Source organism: Micromonospora sp. NPDC051924, assembly GCF_055586005.1.
The window spans coordinates 38,556-57,721 of sequence record NZ_JBVJJA010000034.1 but is presented as its reverse complement, the minus strand read 5'-3'; the positions used below and the strand labels follow the sequence as shown (position 1 = coordinate 57,721).

Below are 19,166 nucleotides of genomic sequence, written 5' to 3'. Positions count from 1 at the left end.
GCCGGCGGCCGCCGTGCGTCGGCCCAGGCGGGTATGGTCACGCGGGCGGAAACCACCCCAGTCCAGGAGTCGATGATGACCCTCGTGCCGCGCGTCGTGCTCAGCGCGCCCTCCTCGGGGCACGGCACCGGTGCCCTCGCCCTCGGGCTGCTCGCGGCCCTCGCCGACCGGGGGCTGGATGTGGCCGGCGCCAAGGTCGGGCCGGACCAGGTGGACGCGGCGTACCTGGGGCTGGCCGGCGGCCGCCCGGGGCGCAACCTGGACCCCCGGCTGGTCGGCCCGGAGCGGGTCGCGCCGCTCTTCGCGCACGGCGCGGCCGGTGCCGCCTTCGCGCTGGTGCAGGGCACCATGGGCCTCTACGACTCGGTCGCCGGCCGCCCGGAGACCGAGTCCACCGCCGCCGTCGCCACCGCGCTGCGCAGCCCGGTGGTGCTGGTGGTGGACGTGGCCGCGATGGGCCAGTCGGTGGCCGCCCTGGTGCACGGCTTCCGGGCGTACGACGAGCAGCTGTGGCTGGGCGGAGTGATCCTCAACCGGGTGGCGTCGCCCCGGCACGAGGCGATGCTGCGCGAGGCGCTGGACGACGTCGGGGTGCCGGTCTACGGCGCGCTGCGCCGGCACGAGCTGCCCCCGGTGCTCCCCGACCGCCGGCACGGGATGGTCCCGGTGGTCCAGCGGGACGGCGAGGCGCTGCGCGCGGTGCGCCGCCTCGGCGAGGCGGTCGCCGCCACGGTCGACCTGGACCGATTGTTGGGGCTGGCCCGCTCCGCCCCGGCGTTGACGGTCGAGCCGTGGTCACCGGCCCCGGCCGCCGCGCCATCGACCGGGGAGCGGCCGGTGGTCGCGCTGGCGGGCGGCCCGGGCGGCAGCTACAGCCACCCCGAGACCGAGGAGTTGCTGCGCGCCGCGGGGGCCGAGGTGGTCACCGTCGACCCGCTGCGCGACGAGGCGCTGCCCGCCGGGACCCGGGCGCTGGTCGTCGGCGGGGGGCTCCCCGAGGCGTACGCGAACCGGCTCTCCGCCAACCGCCGGCTCTGCATCGCGGTGGCCGAGCTGGCCCGCACCGGGCGGCCGGTGATCGCCGAGGGGGCCGGCCTGCTCTGGCTGGCCCGGGAGCTGGACGGGCTGCCGATGTGTGGGGTGCTGGACGCGATCGGCACGAGCCGGGACGGCCTGGTGATCGGCTATCGGGAGGCGACCGCCGTGAGCGACAGCGTGGTGGCCCCGGCCGGCGCCACGGTGGTCGGGCACAAGCAGCACGCCGCCGTGCTCACCCCCCGGGCCGGCGAGCGGGCGGCGTGGAGCTGGCCGGGGGGCACGCCGGAGGGCTTCGTCTGGCGGGGCGTGCACGCCTCGCAGCTCGTCCCGCACTGGACCGCGTACCCGGAGGTCGCGGCCCGGCTGGTCGCGGCGGCCGGGGCCCCCGCGGAGGCCCCCGCGTGATCGGGCAGGTGGCGGTCCGCCGCTTCCCGGCGCTGACCGTCTCCACCCCGCGCACCGAGGTACGCCCGCTGGCGGCGGCGGACGCCGAGGCGGTGGACGAGGTGTTCGCCGACCGGCAGACCCAGCGCTGGCTGCCGCTGGCCGACGCGTCGGGGCAGATCGAGGGGCGGGCCTGGTGCACCGAGCTGGCCCGCCAGCGCCGGGACAGCGGCGACGGCGACCACTACGGGCTGGTCCGCCGGGAGGACCAGCGGGTGGTCGGCTGCCTCTGGACCCGGCGCACCGACTGGGGCGCCCGGCTGACCGAGATCTCCTACGCGCTCGCCCCGCACGCCCGCGGGTTCGGCCTGGCCGCCGAGGCGGTGGACGCGGTGGCCATCGCGCTGCTTCTGGAGCACGGGTTCCAGCGGGTCGAGCTGCGGGTCGCGCCGGGGAACGTGGCCTCCCGGCGGGTGGCCGAGAAGGCCGGCTTCAGCTACGAGGGCCTGCTGCGTAACGCCGGCTTCGTCCGGGGCGCCCGGGTCGACCTCGAACTCTGGTCGTTCGTCGCGGCCGACCTGCGCTGACTGCCGCCCCCCGACCCGCCGTCCACCGCCCGCACCCCGCAGAGTCGATCAAGAGGTTTGCGTCGCGAATCGAGCGATTCCGCGCGCAAACCTCTTGATCAAACAACCCGGGCGCACCCCCGGGCGGTCCAGGGTGGATGGATCGGGAACGGTCAGCCGACGATCTGGTCGGACGGCGGGGTGAACTGCCGGACGGGCTGGCCCTTGAGCGCGTCGCGCAGGGTCGTCGCCACCGCGTCGACGGGAACCTGGGACAACCCGTCACCGACGGCGTTGAACGGGTTGTCCGGGTCGGCGATGAAGCTCGCCGCCGCCAGTTCCGGGGTGTAGCCGACGAACCAGGCGGACCGGGTGCTGTCCGTGGTACCCGTCTTGCCGGCCACCGGGCGGCCGACCGTGCCCCGGACGCTGTCGGCGGTCGACCAGCCGCCGCAGCCCCCCTTGGCCGGGGTGTCGCCGGTCGGGCAGCGGGCCGCGTCGGTGGCCGCCCGGGCGGCGTCCGCGCTGACCACCTGCCGGCAGCGCGGCTTGGCGACCTCCCGCTCCACCCCGCCGGCGGTCGTGTACATCGCCGGCGTGCCGTCCCGGTTCATGATCGAGTTGACCGGGATGGCCTCGCAGTACCGCCCGTCGGCCGAGACCGCGGCGTACGCGTTCGCCATCTCCAGGGGAGTGGCGTCGGAGACGCCCAGGGTGAACGCGCCCCACTTGTTCGCCTTGTCCGGCCCGGCGTGCTCGCGGTCCACGTCGGTACGCCAGCGCAGCCCGAGCTGCTCGGCCAGGCGCACGCCCTTCTCCGCGCCGACCTTCTCCTCCAGCTGGACGAAGAAGGTGTTCACCGACTTGCCGAAGCCGGACCACATGGTCTGCACGCCGGTCATCGCGCCGCTGGCGTTGACCGGGGCCCACCCGTCGTAGACGACCGACTGGTACTTGAACGGCGAGTTGATGGTGTCGGAGAGCTTCGTCCCGGAGTTGAGCGCGGCGAGCATCGTGAACATCTTGAACGTCGATCCGGCCTGGTACCCGGGGAGTGTGCCCCCGCCGAGCAACGGCGCGACCGTGTTCGGATAGTTCGCCTTGACCTTCGGGCCGGCCTCCGGGTTGGAGCTGTTCGGGTTCTCGCTCAGGTCCAGTGAGTAGGTCCGGTTCACCGCCATCGCCTTGATCCGTCCGGTGCCCGGTTCGGCCACCACGATGCCGTTGGCGTACGGGCTGCCCGTGGCGTCCTTGGCGCCCACGTTCTTCTCCGCAGCCGCCTGGATCTTCGGGTCGAGGGCGAGCACGATGCGGTAGCCGCCGCGGCGCAGCTTGTCCATCCGTTCCAGCCGGTTGCTCCCGAACGCGGGCTGGGTGCTCCACCAGTTCTTCAGGTAGTCGCAGTAGAAGCCCCAGCTCGGCCGGTACTTCGGTTCCATCGAGGCGCAGTCGTTCGGCGGGTCGGTCAGCCGCAGCTTGATCGGCTCGGCCTTGGCCTGGGCGACGGCGTCCGGCGACAGGTAGCCGAGGCGGGCCATGTTGTCGAGCACGTAGTTGCGCCGCCCGGTGGCGTCCTTCTGGTCGGAGGTGATCGGGTCGTACTCCGACGGGGACTTGACCAGGCCGGCGAGGGTGGCCGCTTCGACCGGGCTGAGGGTGGCCGGGGTCTTGGAGAAGAAGATCTGCGAGGCCGCGTAGATGCCGTACGCCCGGTGGCCGAAGTAGGCCGAGTTGAGGTAGCGCTCCAGGACCTGTTCCTTGCTGAGATGCTTCTCGATCTCCAGCGCCATGCGCATCTCCTTGACCTTGCGCAGGCTGGTCTGCTGGGTGGCCTCCTGGACCTCCTTCGGCGTCTTGGCGCTGTCCCGCAGGGCCATCCGGACGTACTGCATGGTCAGCGTCGAGGCGCCCTGGGAGACGCCGCCGGACCGGGCGTTGGACACGAAGGCGCGGGCCACGCCCTTCGGGTCGACGCCGTGGTGCTGGTAGAAGCGGTTGTCCTCGGCGGCGACGATCGCCTGCTGGACGTTTGGCGAGATGTCCTCGATCTTGGTGTACTGCCGATACTCCTCGTAGAACATCGTCAGCACGGTCTTGCCGTCCGGCGCGTAGAGGTACGAGGTCTCGGCGGGTAGCGCCGTCTTCAGGATGTCGGTCTTCTGCTCCACTGCGTGCGCGGTGGCCTTGGCGCCGATGCCGGTGAGGGCGGCCAGCGGGTACGCCGCGGCCGCGACCACGATGCCGGCGATCAGCCCGGTGCGGAGGAGAGGAATGGCACGACCAGCGGAGGCAAGGGGTCGGTTGCTCACGAGGTCAAGCTATGACATTTCCGATTCGGAAATGAGAAGAATTCATAAACGGGCGAGCGGGGCAGGGGTGGTGACGCGGCCCACGCCGGGATGCGCTGTCCCGGGCGGCGGCTTCCCGGCAGGATCGCGGACATGCGCGCTCAGCTCACCGGGACCGCGCCGGCCGCCACGCCGGACGTACGACAACTCCAGCTCGGCGCGTCGGACGCCGCGCTGCGACCTGGAGCCGTCGAGCCCGACCTCGGGCACCACGGGGACGTCGAGGCCACCCCCGGCCTGGTCGACCTGGCGGTCAACGTCCGCCGCGCCCCGATGCCCGACTGGCTGGCCGATCCGCTGGTCGCCGCCCTGGGTCGGCTCGCCGCGTATCCGGACCCCGGACCGGCCCGGGCCGCCGTCGCTCACCGGCACGGGCGACCCCCGGAGGAGGTACTCCTCACCGCCGGCGCCGCCGAGGGCTTCGTGCTGCTCGCCCGGGCGCTGCGGGACGTCCGGCGGCCGGTGGTGGTGCACCCGCAGTTCACCGAGCCGGAGGCCGCCCTGCGGGCGGCCGGCCACGCCGTCGAGCGGGTGCTGCTGGACCCGGCCGAGGGGTTCCGGCTCGACCCGGCCCGGGTGCCCGCCGACGCCGACCTGGTGATGATCGGCAACCCCACCAACCCCACCTCGGTGCTGCACCCCGCCCAGGCGCTCGCCGCGCTGGCCCGCCCCGGCCGGGTGCTGGTGGTCGACGAGGCGTTCGCCGACACCACGCTCGCCGACGGCGTCGACGGCGAGCCCGAGTCCCTTGCCGGCCGCCGCGACCTGCCCGGCCTCGTGGTGGTGCGCAGCCTCACCAAGACCTGGGGGCTGGCCGGGCTGCGGGTCGGCTACCTGCTCGGCGACGCGGAACTGCTCGCCCGGTGCGCCGCGGCCCAGCCGCTCTGGGCGGTCTCCACCCCGGCGCTCGCCGCCGCGGCCGCGTGCGCGACCCCGGCCGCCGTCGCGGCCGAGCGCGCCATCGCCGCCGGCCTCGCCGCCGACCGCGAGCACCTGGTGACCCGCCTCGCCGGCCTGCCCGGCGTACGCGTCGCGGGCCGCCCGGCCAGCGCCTTCGTCCTGGTCCACCTGCCCGGTGCCGCCGCCGTACGGGAGCGGCTGCGCGAGCGCGGCTGGGCGGTACGCCGGGGCGACACCTTCCCCGGGCTCGGCCCGGACTGGCTGCGGATCGCGGTGCGCGATCCGGCGACGACCGACGCGTTCACCGACGTGCTGGCGGAGATCCTGGAGGCATGATGTTGGAGTCCACCGTCGCGGCGATCCGTCCGCTCGACGAGGCCGCCATGGCGGCCGCCCGCGAACTGCAGGGCCGGCTGACCAAGCCCGCCGGCTCGCTCGGCGCCCTGGAGCCGCTCTCGGTCCGCCTCGCCGGGCTGGCCGGGCACTGCCCGCCGCCGCTGCCCGAGCCGGCCGCGGTGGCGATCTTCGCGGGCGACCACGGCGTGCACGCCCAGGGCGTCACGCCCTGGCCGCAGGAGGTCACCGCGCAGATGATCGGGAACTTCCTGGCCGGCGGCGCGGTGGTCAACGCGTTCGCCCGGCAGGCCGGCGCCTCGGTCACCGTGGTGGACGTCGGCGTGGCCACCCCGCTGCCGGTGGACGGGGGTACGGATCTGGCCGGTCCCCGCCTGGTCGCCGCGAACGTGCGGCCCGGCACCCGGGATCTGACGGTGACCGCCGCGCTCACCCGCGACGAGGCACGGACGGCCGTGGAGACCGGCATCCGGGTGGCCGGGGAACTGGTCGACGGCGGCGCCGGGATCCTGCTCACCGGGGACATGGGCATCGGCAACACCACCCCGGCCGCCGCGCTGATCGCCGCGTTCACCGGCGTCGACCCGGCCGAGGCGACCGGGCGCGGCACCGGGGTGGACGACGAGACGTACGCCCGCAAGGTCGACGTGGTGCGGGCGGCGCTGGACCGGCACGCCCCCGACCCGGCCGACCCGCTGGGCGTGCTGGCCGCCGTCGGCGGGCTGGAGCACGCCGCGCTGTGCGGGCTGATCCTGGGCGCCGCGGCCCGCCGGGTGCCGGTGCTGCTGGACGGGGTGATCGCGGTCAGCGCCGCGCTCGCCGCCGCCGCGTTCGCCCCGGACGCGGTGGGGGCGATGGTCGCCGGGCACCGCTCGGCGGAGCCGGGTGCCACGGCGGCGCTGCGGCACCTCGGCCTCGACCCGCTGATCGATCTCGGGCTGCGCCTGGGCGAGGGTACCGGCGCGCTGCTCGCGCTCCCGGTGGTCACCGGCGCGGTCCGGGTGCTGCACGAGGTGGCCACCTTCGACTCGGCGGGAGTGGCCGAGAAGTGAACACCAATCCGTACCCCCTCGGGCTGCGGCTGGCGGGCCGGCGGGTGGTCGTGGTGGGCGGGGGAGCGGTGGCCACCCGGCGGGTGCCCGCGCTGCTCGACGCCGGCGCGGACGTGCTGCTGGTGTCGCCGGAGCTGACCCCGGCGCTGCGCGCCCACGTCGACGCCGGTCGGCTGCACTGGGAGCCGCGCCGGTTCGCCCCCGACGACCTGGACGGGGCCTGGCTGGTCCAGGTCGCGGTGGACGACCGGGCCGCCGCGGCCGCGGTCAGCGCCGCCGCCGCCGAGCGCCGGATCTTCTGCGTACGGGCCGACGACCGGGCGGCCGCCACCGCGTGGACCCCGGCGGTCACCCGGCACGGCCCGGTCACCGTCGCCGTGCTCGGCGGCGGCGACCCCCGCCGCGCGATGACCGTCCGCGACGCGATCCGCGACCTGCTCGGCGCGCGCCCTGACCGGCCCGCCGCCGGGACCAGCGGCGCGCCCGGCCGGGTGGCGCTCGTGGGGGCCGGACCGGGCGATCCCGAGCTGATCACGCTGAAGGGCTGGCGGCTGCTCACCGAGGCCGAGGTGGTGGTCGCCGACCGGCTCGTCCCCGGGCTGCTCCTCGACGAGCTGCGTCCCGACGTCGAGCTGGTCGACGCCTCGAAGATCCCGTACGGGCCGTCCCGCGCGCAGGAGGAGATCAACCGGATCCTGGTGGACCGCGCCCTGGCCGGCAAGGCCGTGGTACGGCTCAAGGGCGGCGACCCGTACGTCTTCGGCCGGGGTGGGGAGGAGCTGCTGGCCTGCGCCGAGGCGGGCGTCCCGGTGGCCGTGGTGCCCGGGGTGACCAGCGCGATCGCCGTACCCGCAGCGGCCGGGGTGCCGGTGACCCACCGGGCGGTCGCGCACGAGTTCACCGTGGTCTCCGGGCACGTGGCGCCCGACTCGCCGGCCTCGCTGGTCCGCTGGGAGTCGCTCGCCGGCCTGCGCGGCACCCTGGTGATCCTGATGGGCCTGAAGAACCTCGCCGCGATCAGCGCGACACTGGTCGCGCACGGCAAGCCGGCGGACACTCCGGCGGCCGTGGTGCAGGAGGGGACGACCGCCGGGCAGCGCACGCTGCGGTCGACGCTGGGTCAGGTGGCCGCCGACGTGTCCGCCGCCGCGCTCCGCCCGCCCGCCATCGTCGTCATCGGCGACGTGGTCCACGCCCTCACCGCTTGATCGGCACCGGGTTGCGGCAGGTCGGCGCTTCCCGGGCCCGGACAAGGCCGACTTGCCGCACACCGGCGCGCGGACAACGCAGCGCGGCCCGGGACCGTGGGGGTCCCGGGCCGCCGTCGCCTGCCGGTCAGGTCACTGCTTGAGCATGTTGTCCAGCAGCAGGGCGCAACGGATCAGGCCGAGGTGGCTGTAGGCCTGCGGGTGGTTGCCCAGGCCGCGCTCGGCCAGCGGGTCGTACTGCTCGGGGAGCAGCCCGGTCGGGCCCGCCGTGTCGATCATCTGGGCGAACAGCTCCTCCGCGTCGGTCCGCCGGCCGGTGCGCAGGTACGCCTCGATCAGCCACGACGTGCAGATGTGGAAGCCGCCCTCCCGGCCGGGCAGGCCGTCGTCCCAGTGGTACCGGTAGACGACCGGGCCGCTGCGCAGCTCCGCCTCGATCTTCAGCACCGTCGACAGGAAGCGCGGGTCGTCCCCGGGGAGCAGCCCCGAGATGCCGATCCAGAGCGACGAGGCGTCCATCTCGTCGTGCCCGTACGCGACGCTGTAGGCCTCGGCGTCGGAGTGCCAGCCGTGCTCCAGCACGTTGGACCCGATCCGGTCGCGCAGCTCCACCCACTCCGGCCGGTCCTCGTGCCCGTGCTGCCGCACCACGTGCAGCGCCCGGTCGACGGTCATCCAGCACATGACCTTGGAGAAGATGTGGTGCCGCGGGGTGAGGCGGGCCTCCCAGATGCCGTGGTCGGGCTCGTGCCAGCGGCGGCGGACCGCCTCGACCATGTTCTCCAGCACCCGCCACTCGTCGTCGCGGACCGAGCCCCGGGCGTCGGCCACCGCGGCGATCAGGTCCGCGATCGGGCCGAAGACGTCGAGCTGGAGCTGGTGGTTGGCGAGGTTGCCGACCCGGACCGGCCGGGAGCCGGCATACCCGGGCAGGGTGTCGATGACCGCCTCGGCGCCCAGCTCATAGCCGTCGACGGTGTAGAGCGGGTGCAGCCGCTCGGGGTGCCCGCCGGTCCGCTCGACCACGCCGTCGATCCAGCGCAGCAGCCCCTCCGCCTCCTCGGTGGAGCCGAGGTCGACCAGGGCCCGCGCGGTCATCGCCGCGTCGCGCAGCCAGCAGTAGCGGTAGTCCCAGTTCCGCACGCCGCCCAGCTCCTCGGGGAGCGAGGTGGTCGCCGCGGCCAGGATCGAGCCGGTCGCCTCGTGGCAGAGCCCGCGCAGGGTGAGCGCGCTGCGGGCCACCAGGTCGCGGGCGGTGCCGGGCAGCCGCAGCCCGGCCACCCAGTCCTTCCACGGCTGCTCGGCCGAGGTCTGCCGCTCGTGGACCGGCACGTGGTGGTGCTCCAGGCTCTGCGTGCCGAAGCGCAGCTCCAGCGCCACCTGACCACCGGCGGCCGAGAGGTCCACCACCGCCTTGGCGGACTCGTACCCGCCGTCGTTGGTGACGTCCCAGGTGACCCCGGGGGAGTAGAGCGCGACCGGCTCGTTGGAGCCGAGCACCAGCAGCCCGTCGTCGAGCGGCTGGAGCTGCACCTGGACCTGGCCGAACTCGGGGCGCGGGGCGAACTCGATCCGGGCCCGGCCGGTGCCGCTGAGCACCCGTACCAGGGTCGAGTCGCCGGTCACGACCGCCTCGCCGTCCGGGGTGGTCTCCCGGGCCGGCAGGTCCAGCCAGTCGGTGACGGTGAGCCCGGACCAGCGGGTCTCCACGGTCATCGTGCCGCTGCGGTACCGCTGGCCGAGCGGGATGCCGCCGCGCTGCGGGCCGACGGTGAAGTGCCCGGCCGGGCTGCCGCCGACCAGGTCGGCGAAGATCGCCGCCGAGTCGGGCTTCGGGTGGCAGAGCCAGGTGATCTTGGCCTCCGGGGTGACCAGCGCGACGGTCCGCCCGTTGGCCAGCATCGAGTGCCGCTCGATGGGCACCGCCCGCTCGCCGAAGAGCCAGTGCCGGCGGGTCTCCAGCAGCAGGCCGAGCGCCCGGGCCGCCTCGATCGGCTCGGCCACCCGGTAGTCGGCCTGGGTGTCCCCCGGGCCGATCTTGATGCCGACGTCCGGGCCGTGCAGGTTGCCGAAGGCGTTCTCGTCGGTGACGTCGTCGCCGATGAAGAGCACCGCGCTGGCGGCGAGCTGGGTCCGGAGCTGGTCGACGGCGGTGCCCTTGTGGGTGGCGACCACCGACAGCTCGATGACCTCCTTGCCCTGGGTGACCGTGACGTCGTCCCAGGTCGCCGGGCCGCTGCGGACCGCCTCGACGGCGGACGCGGCGATCTGCGGGTCCACCCCGCGGGTGTGCACGGCGACGCTCGCCGGCTTGCGCTCCAGCCGTACCCCGGGGTGGGCCGCGGCGATCTCGCGGAGCGTGTCCCGCAGCCGGGTCCGCACCGCGATCAGCTCGGGGGTGAGCCGCTCGACGAAGCCGATGTCGAACTCGGAACCGTGGCTGCCGACCAGGTGGACCTCGCTGGGCAGCCGGGAGAGCGCGGCCAGGTCGCGCAGCGCGCGGCCGGAGACCACGGCGACGCTCGTCTGCGGCAGCGAGGCCAGCGCGCGCACCGCGGCCACCGACTCGGGCAGCGGTACGGCCTTGCTCGGGTCCTCGACGATCGGGGCGAGGGTGCCGTCGTAGTCGCAGGCGACCAGGAGTTGCGGGACGCGGGCGATCCGGCCGATCGCGGCACGGAGCTCGGGATCCATCACCCCGCCGTGCGGGGTGGCGGTGGCGGGGGAGGTCACGCGGCGGCCTCCGCATCGGGGACGCCGAGTTCGGTCAGGAAGGACTTGGCCCAGTGCCCCACGTCGTGGGTGCGCAGGTGGCGCTGCATTATCCGCATCCGGCGGCGGGCCTCGGGTCTCTCGACGTGCACGGCGCGCAGCAGCGCGTCCTTCACCGCGTCGGGGTCGTGCGGGTTGCACAGAAACGCCTGGCGCAGCTCGGTCGCGGCGCCGGCGAACTCACTGAGCACGAGCGCGCCGCCCTGGTCGGCGCGCGATGCGACGTACTCCTTGGCCACCAGATTCATTCCGTCTCGCAGCGGGGTCACCATCATCACGTCTGCCGCGACGTACATCGCGGCAAGTTCGGAGCGACTGTACGACTGATGCAGATAATGCACCGCCGGCACGCCGACCCGTCCGAATTCACCATTAATCCGGCCGACCTCGCGCTCGACCTTCACCCGAAGTGCCTGGTAGTGCTCCACCCGCTCACGGCTCGGGGTGGCCACCTGCACCATGACCGCGTCGGGAACTGTCAACTTTCCGTCAGCGAGGAGCTCCCGGAAGGCCTTGAGCCGGAGCTCGATGCCCTTGGTGTAGTCCAGCCTATCGACGCCCAGGATGATCGTCCTCGGGTTCCCCAGCTCCTCGCGAATCTGCTTGGCCCGGGCCTGGACCGCCGGGTCGGCGGCCATCCGCTCCATCTCCTTGGTGTCGATGGAGATGGGGAACGCGCCGGCCTTCACCTGCCGGCCGTCGACCTGGATCATCTGCCCCTCGTAGCGCAGGCCGAGCAGGTGGCGGGCCAGCCGGACGAAGTTCTGCGCGGCCAGCCGCTGCTGGAAGCCGACCAGGTCGGCGCCGAGCAGCCCGCGCAGGATCTCGGTGCGGAACGGCATCTGCATGAACAGCTCGATCGGCGGGAACGGGATGTGCAGGAAGAACCCGATCCGCAGGTCCGGCCGCAGCTCGCGGAGCATCGCGGGGACCAGCTGGAGCTGGTAGTCCTGCACCCAGACCGTCGCGCCCTCGGCCGCCACGTCCGCCGCGGCCTCCGCGAACCGGGCGTTGACCAGCCGGTACGCCTCGCGCCAGCGGCGCTTGTAGGCCGGGGTCTCCACCGCGTCGTGGTAGAGCGGCCAGATCGTCGCGTTGGACTGGCCCTCGTAGTAGCGCTCCAGCTCCTCGGCGCTCAGCGGCACCGGGTGCAGCCGGATCCCCTCCAGGTCGAACGGCTCCGGAGCGGCGCCCGTGCCGCCCGCCCAGCCGACCCAGGTGCCCTGGTGCTCGGCGAGGACCGGGTGCAGCGCGGTGACCAGGCCGCCCGGGCTGCGCCGCCACTGCCGTCCCTCGGGTGTGCTCACCTCGTCGACCGGCAGTCGGTTCGCCACTACGACAAAGGAGCTACGGACGGTCACGATCGGCCACCTCCGGGTGCTGACGGGTCCACCGCGATGAGCGTACTGAGCGTAGCTGCGGCGTCTGTTGCCCCGTGACTGAGTCACGTACCCGCCCCAGATCCGCCGAACCCTCATCGTGATCTTGTCTACACCCTGGCGCGCTCGCGGCACGCCCGGGGCGCCGGGGCGGGGTGATGTGGGCGGAGCGGGGCTTACCTGTCAGGATTGATGATGGCGTGCGCGCGGCCGGCTCCCGGCCGGCGGCGGGTGGAGGTCGTCGCCCGCGCTCGCGCCCCGCAAGCTCGCGATCGCAACCGACGGAGGTAGCCCGCACCGTGGCCCAGTTCATCTACGTCCTGGAAAAGGCGCGCAAGGCGCACGGCGACAAGGTCGTGCTCGACAACGTGACGCTGAACTTCCTGCCGGGGGCCAAGATCGGTGTGGTCGGTCCGAACGGCGCCGGTAAGTCCAGCCTCCTCAAGATCATGGCAGGGTGGGACCGGCCGAGCAACGGCGAGGCCCGGCTGATGCCCGGCTTCACCGTCGGCATGCTCGCGCAGGAGCCCGCGCTCAACGACGCCAAGACCGTCCTCGGCAACGTCGAGGAGGCGGTCGCCGAGACCAAGGCCAAGCTGGAGCGGTTCAACAAGATCGCCGAGCAGATGGCGACGGACTACTCCGACGAGCTGATGGAGGAGATGGGCAAGCTCCAGGAGGAGTTGGACCACGCCGACGCGTGGGACATCGACTCCAAGCTCGAGCTGGCGATGGACGCGCTGCGCTGCCCGCCGCCGGACGCCGACGTGACCCAGCTCTCCGGTGGTGAGCGCCGCCGGGTGGCGCTGTGCAAGCTGCTGCTGGAGGCGCCCGACCTGCTGCTGCTCGACGAGCCCACCAACCACCTGGACGCGGAGAGCGTGCAGTGGCTGGAGCAGCACCTGGCCAAGTACGCCGGCACCGTGATCGCCATCACCCACGACCGGTACTTCCTCGACAACGTGGCCAACTGGATCCTGGAGCTGGACCGCGGCCGGGCCTACCCGTACGAGGGCAACTACTCCACCTACCTGGAGAAGAAGGCCGCCCGGCTGGCCGTCGAGGGTCGCCGCGACGCCAAGATGAAGAAGCGCCTCTCCGAGGAACTGGAGTGGGTGCGCTCCAACGCCAAGGCGCGGCAGACCAAGTCCAAGGCCCGACTCGACCGCTACGACGAGATGGCCGCCGAGGCGGAGAAGACCCGGAAGCTGGACTTCGAGGAGATCCAGATCCCGCCGGGCCCGCGCCTGGGCAGCACCGTCATCGAGGCGCACGACCTCAGCAAGGGCTTCGGTGAGCGGTTGCTGATCGACAACCTGTCGTTCTCGCTGCCGCGCAACGGCATCGTCGGCATCATCGGCCCGAACGGTGTCGGCAAGACCACCCTGTTCAAGACCATCGTCGGGCTGGAGCAGCCGACCGGCGGCGAGGTCAAGGTCGGCCCCACCGTCTCGCTGTCGTACGTCGACCAGAGCCGGGCCGGCCTGGCCGGCGACAAGACGGTCTGGGAGACGGTCTCGGACGGGCTGGACCACCTCATGGTGGGCAAGGTCGAGATGCCGTCCCGGGCGTACATCGCCGCGTTCGGCTTCAAGGGTCCGGACCAGCAGAAGCCGACCAAGGTGCTCTCCGGTGGCGAGCGGAACCGGCTCAACCTGGCGCTGACCCTCAAGATCGGCGGCAACGTGATCCTGCTCGACGAGCCGACCAACGACCTGGACGTGGAGACCCTCTCCAGCCTGGAGAACGCGCTGCTGGAGTTCCCCGGCTGCGCCGTGGTCATCTCCCACGACCGGATGTTCCTGGACCGGGTGGCCACGCACATCCTGGCCTGGGAGGGCGACGACCAGGACCCGTCGAAGTGGTTCTGGTTCGAGGGCAACTTCGAGGCGTACGAGAAGAACAAGATCGACCGGCTCGGCGCCGAGGCCGCCCGTCCGCACCGGGTGACCTACCGCAAGCTCACCCGTGACTGACCGGTTCGTCTACCACTGCACGCTGCGCTGGTCCGACCTGGACGCGTACGGGCACGTCAACAACGCCCGCTTCCTCACCCTCTACGAGGAGGCGCGGGTGGCGCTGATGTTCGCCGGCGGCCGCGCGTGGGGGGTGGGCTCGTTCGCCGACGGGGTGGTCATCCGCCGGCACGAGGTCGACTACCTGCGCCCGGTCGACTACGCGCTGGGGCGGGCCACCGCGGAGGCGGCCCCCACGGTCCGGATCGAGCTGTGGGTGGAGCAGCTCCGGGCGGCCTCGTTCACCGTCGCCTACGAGCTATACGACGGTGACGTGCTGGCCAGCACCGCCCGCTCGGTGTTGGTCCCGTTCGACCTGGCCGCGCAGCGGCCCCGCCGGATCTCCCCGGAGGAGCGGGCCTTCCTGCTCCGCTACGCGCCGGGGCTGACGGCGCGGACCGGGGAAGCGCCGTGACCGGGCCGGCGGCGGGGCACGGGTTGGCCGGGGTGGCCGACGCGGGGGCCTTCCTGGCCCGGCTGGTCCGACTGGACCCGGCCTCCCTGGTCCGGCTGCGCCCGGTGCCGGGCGCGGCACGTACCACCCTCTGGGCCCGGCTGCCGTGGGACGTGCTGGTGGTCCGGACGGTCGCCGGGGTGGCCCCGGGCGACGTCACGGTCGCCGGCGCGGAGCTGCTGGCCGAGCTGGAGGCGGCCGGGGGCGCGCTGCCCCGGCGCCGGGACGACGGGTGGCGCTGGCCGCTGCCGCCGGCCGCGAGCCGGGCGGTGGAGGCGCTGCCCGCCGAGGACGTCCGCCGGATCGCCGCGGCGGCGGCCGGGGCCCTGCGCGAGGCCGCCACGCACGGCGTGGCGGGCCGGGCGGTGGGGCAACGGGCGCTGCGCGACGCGCTGCTGGACCACGTCGCGGTGGTGGTCACCCCGGACGACGCGCCGGACGCCCCGGTGGAGGTGCCGCAGCGGCTGGTCCAGGGCCTGGTCCGGATGGGCTTTCTCGGCACCGGTGACGTCCAGGTGAGGGTCGCCGGCCGTTGGGTCGGCCTGGTCGGACCGTACGGGGCTGCCTGGTCGCGGAAGGCTGCCGAGTTCAGCCTGACGCCCGCAATCGGCCGTCCGAACGGATGACCCCCAGTCATTCTTCCGGTTTGGGGCGTCCGTTGGGGGGATGCCTCAACCCGGCTGTCCGGGTACCGTCCATCCTCGGATCCAACGCACCGTAGGCGATTGGATCCGCTGGGGAGTGAGGTGCGCGAGCGATGCCGTGGTGGTCATGGCGCCCAGGTCCCGCCGTTGGCGGCGATCCGGAAACTCGAAGCGGGATCACAGTGGATGACGGCGTCCGGTGCGGGCCGCCGGCGCCCCGCCAGCCGGGGGACGACGCCGCCGTCGAGCGGCCGGTGGCCCCCGACATGCCGGCCACCGTCGGTCCGGTCACCCTCCGTCGGGTCTGCGACGCGCTCGACCTGCTCGACGTGCGCTACCTGGCCGATGGCGACGGAAATCTGCTGGCCATGTGGGAGCGGCACGCCGTCCTGGTCACCCTCGAAGGACCGGACGACGAGATCCTGGTGATGCGCGCGCGGCCACATGCGACCGTGCCGCCCGACTGGGCGGACCGGGCCTACCGGGTGGTCAACGAGTGGAACCACACCCGCCGGTTCTGCAAGGCGTACATCGGTGACCCGACCGAGCGCGGCCAGCTCCCGATCTACGCGGAGCTCCAGGTCCCGCTCGGTGCCGGCGCCCACGACGCCCTGCTGGTCGAGATGCTCGACTGCGGCGCCGCAGTGGCCACCAGCTTCGTGGACTGGCTGCACGACGAGGGCGCCCTGCTCTGAGCCGCCGCCCGGGGCATGGGCCCCGGCGGCGCGGTGGCCGGCGCCGTCAGGCGCCGGCGGCCGGGTCCTCCACCACGTTGACCATGAAGTACGCGGCCCGTTCCAGGTAGTCCCAGAGCGCGCCGGCGATCTCGGGTGGCAGGTCCAACCGGTCCACCGCCCGCCGCATGTGGTGCAGCCAGGCGTCCCGCTCGGCCGCGCCGATCCGGAAGGGCGCGTGCCGCATCCGCAGCCGGGGGTGGCCGCGCTGGTCCGAGTAGGTGTGCGGGCCGCCCCAGTACTGCATGAGGAAGAGGGTCAGCCGGTCGGCCGCCGGGCCGAGGTCCTCCTCCGGGTACATCGGCCGCAGCAGCGGGTCGGTGGCGACGCCCGCGTAGAACTCGTCCACCAGCTTGCGGAAGGCCGGTTCGCCGCCGATCGCCTCGAAGAGGGTCATCGACTCGCCTGGGGAAGTCACGCTTCCATCCTGCCAGGTGCGGCCGGCGGCCGACTCCCGCCCACCGGCCGGGTGCGGCTCAGGTCACCGCGTGCCGGCGGCGGCTCCGGTCCCCGGACCGCTCCCCGGCGGTCGCCGGGGCGGCACCGCGGCCGGGCGAGGCCGGGCGGGGGATGCTGGGTACGGCCGGCGCCCGGGCCTCGATCGCCGTGTCCACCGTCTCCCGGCGCGGCCAGGTGAGCGCCGCCGCGAGCATCAGCACGACGCCGGCCGCGCTCCACGCGCCGACCACCAACGGGATGGGGAAGCGCTCGGCGAGCGCCCCGGTCGCCAGCACCGCCGCGCCCTGGATGACCTGCGTCCCGCTGGCCATCACGCCGAACGCCCGGGCTCGGTAGCCGTCGGGCAGGGCGCGGACGAAGAGGCCGTTCGCCACCGGCAGCAGGCCTGCGGCGGCGAAGCCGCACGCCGCCGCGAGGAGCGCCACCACGAGCGGCGGCGGGTCGAGCAGCGCGGGGACCAGCACCGCCGGGGCGAGCACCGCCAGCGGGCGCATCAGCGCCAGCCGTCGGGCCGGGCCGACCAGCCGGCCGACCACCAGGCCGCCGAGCACGTAGCCGACCGGGTTGGCGCTCATGATGATCGCCTGGGCGGTGCCGCTGCCGAGGTCACCACCGCGCTCGGCGGCCCAGGCCGCGGCGAGGCCCTCCGGCACGATGGAGAACAGCATCGCGCTGAACACCAGCACGGCGATCGCCCGCAGGACCGGCTGGCCGAAGACGAGCCGGAAACCCTGGCCGGTCTCCCGGAGCAGGTGGCTGCGGTGCGCGGCCGTCATCGCGGGCGGCCGGTCCCGCAGGCCGAACCGGACCAGGGCGGCCGACGCCGCGAACGTGGCCGCGTTGATCAGCAGGGCGGCGGCCGGGCTGACCGCGGCGATCGCGGCGCCGACCAGGTAGCCGACCACCTGGGCGGCCTGTCCGGCACTCGCCATGACGGAGAGGCCGACCACCAGCCGGTCGCCGTCGAGGATCTGCGGGGACACCGCGGAGCGCGCCGCCTGGCTCGGCGGATTGGCCAGCGTGGCGGCGAAGATCAGGATGAGGACCGCCCAAGGCGGTGTCCCGGGCACCGCCACGAGCACCATCAGCGCCATCCGGACCAGGTCGCAGGCGGCCATGACCTCGCGGTACCGGTGCCGCTCGGCCAGTGCGGCGAGCAGCGGGCCACCGATCAACCAGGGCAGGTAGCTGGCCGCGAACGCGGCCGCGGAGAGCGCGACCGAGTTGGTCTGCCGGTAGACCAGCACCGTGACGGCCGCCTTGGCGACGTAGTCGCCGACCCAGGACAGGGCGTTGGCCGCGAAGAGGGTGCGGAACTCGGCCTGGCCGAAAACGTCGCGAAAGGTGGCCGGGCCCTCCGGGGCGGGTCGCTCGTCGGACACCGTCGCCTCCATCGTCCGCGGTGCGGCCACTCGTGATGGCCCTACCGGGGACCGTCGTCAGATCTACGGATCAGCGAGGACACGAGCACGCTCCCGGGGGAGCATGTGCACCGGATTCTGCCCGATCGTCTGAGAGCTGGCTAGGGCGAACGGATTGATCGTCGCATCTCCGACTGAACGAACGGACGATACCCGAGGGGCCGCGCGGGGCGCGACCCCCGAAATCGTCCGAGCGGTCCCGGGTGGCCACCCGTCAGGTCGCGCCGCCGGTGCCGGTCTCGCCCGGCGTCGGAACGCGGGTCGGCACCCCCGGATAGAGCCGGGCCGCCGCGATCCGGGCCGTGATGCCCGAGTTCTCCAGCGCCTCGGCCAGCCGCCGGCGCAGCTCGCGGCCGACCGCGAACTGCCCGTCGGCGGTCGTCTTGACCACCGTACGGATCACCGCCCCGTCCACCGTGATCTGTTCGACGCCGAGTACGTCCGGCTCCTCCACGATCTGGGGCGCCAGCTCCGGGTCCATCGCCACCGAGGCCGCGGCCGTACGCAGCACCGCGGTGGCCTCCTCGGTCGAGGCGAAGCCGATCGGCAGGTCGACCACCACCAGAGCCCAGCCCTGGCTCTTGTTGCCGACCCGGACGATCTCGCCGTTGCGGATGTACCAGAGCACGCCGCGCCCGTCCCGGACCGTGGTGACCCGCAGGCCCACCGCCTCGACCACGCCGGTCGCCTCGCCCAGGTCGACGGTGTCACCGACGCCGTACTGGTCCTCGATCAGCATGAACAGGCCGGCGATCAGATCCTTGACCAGGCTCTGCGCGCCGAAGCCGAGAGCCACGCCGGCGATCCCGGCGCTGGCCAGCAGCGGAGCCAGGTCGAAGCTGAACTCCTTCAGCACCATCAGCAGCGCGATGCCGAAGACGAACGCGGTGACCATGCTGCGCAGCACCGAGCCGATCGCCTCGGCGCGCTGCCGGCGGCGCTCGGGCACGAACTGCTCCGGGTCGAGCGAGGTGCTGGGGATCCGTTCCCGCAGCGGCCGGAGCAGGGTGGGCATCGCGCCGTCGTGGGTGGTCCGCACCAGCCGGTTGATCGTGCGGTGCAGCGCCCAGCGGGCGGCCGCCGCGAGCAGCAGGATCAGGATGATCCGCAGCGGCTTGAGGATGATCCAGTAGCTGCCCTCGGCGAACCAGACCGATCCGGTGATGTCGAGGACGCTCTTGCACCAGAGGTCGGTGCGGCAGTCGACCGAGGGGAGCGGGATCGGGCTCGGGCTGGGGCTGGGGCTGGGATCCGCTGCGGCGGCCAGGGCGCGCAGCATCAGGTTGGCGGCACTCACCCTGCTTTCGTACCGCACGGCGGCTGGGCGCCGGCTGCTGACCCACTGCCCAGCCATGGAGCGGGCGGCCGGTGAGCATCCCGGGCGGAACCGGTCATCGTGCCACGGTCGGAGAAAGCTTCATGAGGTACCCCGGATTAG

Annotated in this window: 15 protein-coding genes; 9 read left to right on the top strand and 6 right to left on the bottom strand. The window is 73.8% G+C overall.

The annotated features are described in order from the left end of the window. Positions 1-75: 75 nt before the first annotated feature. Entirely contained in the window at positions 76-1,443 is a 1,368-nt protein-coding gene (locus tag ACZ6S5_RS24575; RefSeq protein ID WP_466004047.1) for a cobyrinate a,c-diamide synthase, read from the top strand. Continuing rightward, positions 1,440-2,009: a GNAT family N-acetyltransferase gene (locus ACZ6S5_RS24570; protein ID WP_466004045.1), complete on the top strand. Its 570-nt coding sequence runs from the start codon at positions 1,440-1,442 to the stop codon at positions 2,007-2,009. The genes ACZ6S5_RS24575 and ACZ6S5_RS24570 overlap by 4 nt, the downstream gene beginning before the upstream one ends. Positions 2,010-2,161: 152 nt before the next feature. On the opposite strand, the gene ACZ6S5_RS24565 is transcribed toward ACZ6S5_RS24570, so the two are convergent. Then, a complete protein-coding gene (locus ACZ6S5_RS24565; protein ID WP_466004043.1) occupies positions 2,162-4,297 on the bottom strand; it encodes a transglycosylase domain-containing protein in 2,136 nt (711 codons plus the stop codon). A 132-nt stretch (positions 4,298-4,429) separates the two neighbouring features. On the opposite strand from ACZ6S5_RS24565, the gene cobC reads away from it, so the two are divergent. The 3 genes from cobC to cobA are packed head-to-tail and all read left to right on the top strand — an operon-like array spanning position 4,430 to position 7,850. After that, positions 4,430-5,572 carry an Rv2231c family pyridoxal phosphate-dependent protein CobC gene (cobC, locus tag ACZ6S5_RS24560; protein ID WP_466004042.1) on the top strand — a complete coding sequence of 381 codons (1,143 nt, stop codon included), beginning with the start codon at positions 4,430-4,432 and terminating at the stop codon, positions 5,570-5,572. Then, positions 5,572-6,642 (top strand): nicotinate-nucleotide--dimethylbenzimidazole phosphoribosyltransferase, encoded by a 1,071-nt coding sequence (cobT, locus tag ACZ6S5_RS24555; RefSeq protein WP_466004098.1) that lies wholly within the window; start codon positions 5,572-5,574, stop codon positions 6,640-6,642. Before cobC ends, cobT begins: the two co-directional genes overlap by 1 nt. Then, complete coding sequence (gene cobA, locus ACZ6S5_RS24550; RefSeq protein WP_466004040.1) at positions 6,639-7,850, top strand: uroporphyrinogen-III C-methyltransferase; 1,212 nt, start codon at positions 6,639-6,641, stop codon at positions 7,848-7,850. The genes cobT and cobA overlap by 4 nt, the downstream gene beginning before the upstream one ends. A 132-nt stretch (positions 7,851-7,982) precedes the next feature. Here cobA and otsB read toward each other — a convergent pair whose 3' ends face one another. After that, positions 7,983-10,544 carry a trehalose-phosphatase gene (gene otsB, locus ACZ6S5_RS24545; RefSeq protein ID WP_466004096.1) on the bottom strand — a complete coding sequence of 854 codons (2,562 nt, stop codon included), beginning with the start codon at positions 10,542-10,544 and terminating at the stop codon, positions 7,983-7,985. Between the two features lie 35 nt (positions 10,545-10,579). After that, a complete protein-coding gene (locus ACZ6S5_RS24540; protein WP_466004038.1) occupies positions 10,580-11,983 on the bottom strand; it encodes an alpha,alpha-trehalose-phosphate synthase (UDP-forming) in 1,404 nt (467 codons plus the stop codon). Positions 11,984-12,300: 317 nt separating this feature from the next. Between ACZ6S5_RS24540 and ettA the strand changes: the two genes are divergently transcribed. The 4 genes from ettA to ACZ6S5_RS24520 all read left to right on the top strand — a co-directional run bounded on the left by ettA (position 12,301) and on the right by ACZ6S5_RS24520 (position 15,809). Beyond that, positions 12,301-13,977, top strand: a complete 1,677-nt coding sequence (gene ettA / locus ACZ6S5_RS24535) for an energy-dependent translational throttle protein EttA (RefSeq protein WP_466004036.1) — start codon at positions 12,301-12,303, stop codon at positions 13,975-13,977. Beyond that, positions 13,970-14,431: an acyl-CoA thioesterase gene (locus ACZ6S5_RS24530; RefSeq protein ID WP_466004035.1), complete on the top strand. Its 462-nt coding sequence runs from the start codon at positions 13,970-13,972 to the stop codon at positions 14,429-14,431. Before ettA ends, ACZ6S5_RS24530 begins: the two co-directional genes overlap by 8 nt. Then, positions 14,428-15,096: a DUF8185 domain-containing protein gene (locus tag ACZ6S5_RS24525; RefSeq protein WP_466004033.1), complete on the top strand. Its 669-nt coding sequence runs from the start codon at positions 14,428-14,430 to the stop codon at positions 15,094-15,096. The genes ACZ6S5_RS24530 and ACZ6S5_RS24525 overlap by 4 nt, the downstream gene beginning before the upstream one ends. A 131-nt stretch (positions 15,097-15,227) precedes the next feature. After that, the gene (locus ACZ6S5_RS24520; protein ID WP_466004032.1) at positions 15,228-15,809 is read left to right on the top strand and encodes a type III secretion system chaperone family protein; all 582 of its coding nucleotides are present in this window, start codon (positions 15,228-15,230) and stop codon (positions 15,807-15,809) included. Between the two features lie 46 nt (positions 15,810-15,855). Here ACZ6S5_RS24520 and ACZ6S5_RS24515 read toward each other — a convergent pair whose 3' ends face one another. The 3 genes from ACZ6S5_RS24515 to ACZ6S5_RS24505 form a co-directional block, all read right to left on the bottom strand. Then, positions 15,856-16,245 carry a globin gene (locus ACZ6S5_RS24515; protein ID WP_466004094.1) on the bottom strand — a complete coding sequence of 130 codons (390 nt, stop codon included), beginning with the start codon at positions 16,243-16,245 and terminating at the stop codon, positions 15,856-15,858. A 79-nt stretch (positions 16,246-16,324) separates the two neighbouring features. Next, on the bottom strand, positions 16,325-17,701 hold the full coding sequence (locus ACZ6S5_RS24510) for an MFS transporter (RefSeq protein WP_466004092.1): 1,377 nt from the start codon (positions 17,699-17,701) through the stop codon (positions 16,325-16,327). A gap of 241 nt (positions 17,702-17,942) precedes the next feature. Continuing rightward, entirely contained in the window at positions 17,943-19,007 is a 1,065-nt protein-coding gene (locus tag ACZ6S5_RS24505; protein WP_466004091.1) for a mechanosensitive ion channel family protein, read from the bottom strand. Between the last annotated feature and the right edge of the window lie 159 nt (positions 19,008-19,166).

What these genes read in the sequence shown, in the direction of transcription:
- ACZ6S5_RS24575 (WP_466004047.1), top strand. Translation starts at nt 76, where the DNA reads ATGACCCTCGTGCCGCGCGTCGTGCTCAGCGCGCCCTCCTCGGGGCAC.
- cobC (WP_466004042.1), top strand. Translation starts at nt 4,430, where the DNA reads ATGCGCGCTCAGCTCACCGGGACCGCGCCGGCCGCCACGCCGGACGTA.
- cobT (WP_466004098.1), top strand. Translation starts at nt 5,572, where the DNA reads ATGTTGGAGTCCACCGTCGCGGCGATCCGTCCGCTCGACGAGGCCGCC.
- otsB (WP_466004096.1), bottom strand. Translation starts at nt 10,544, where the DNA reads ATGGATCCCGAGCTCCGTGCCGCGATCGGCCGGATCGCCCGCGTCCCG.
- ACZ6S5_RS24520 (WP_466004032.1), top strand. Translation starts at nt 15,228, where the DNA reads ATGCCGTGGTGGTCATGGCGCCCAGGTCCCGCCGTTGGCGGCGATCCG.
- ACZ6S5_RS24515 (WP_466004094.1), bottom strand. Translation starts at nt 16,245, where the DNA reads ATGACCCTCTTCGAGGCGATCGGCGGCGAACCGGCCTTCCGCAAGCTG.
- ACZ6S5_RS24510 (WP_466004092.1), bottom strand. Translation starts at nt 17,701, where the DNA reads ATGGAGGCGACGGTGTCCGACGAGCGACCCGCCCCGGAGGGCCCGGCC.
- ACZ6S5_RS24505 (WP_466004091.1), bottom strand. Translation starts at nt 19,007, where the DNA reads ATGCTGCGCGCCCTGGCCGCCGCAGCGGATCCCAGCCCCAGCCCCAGC.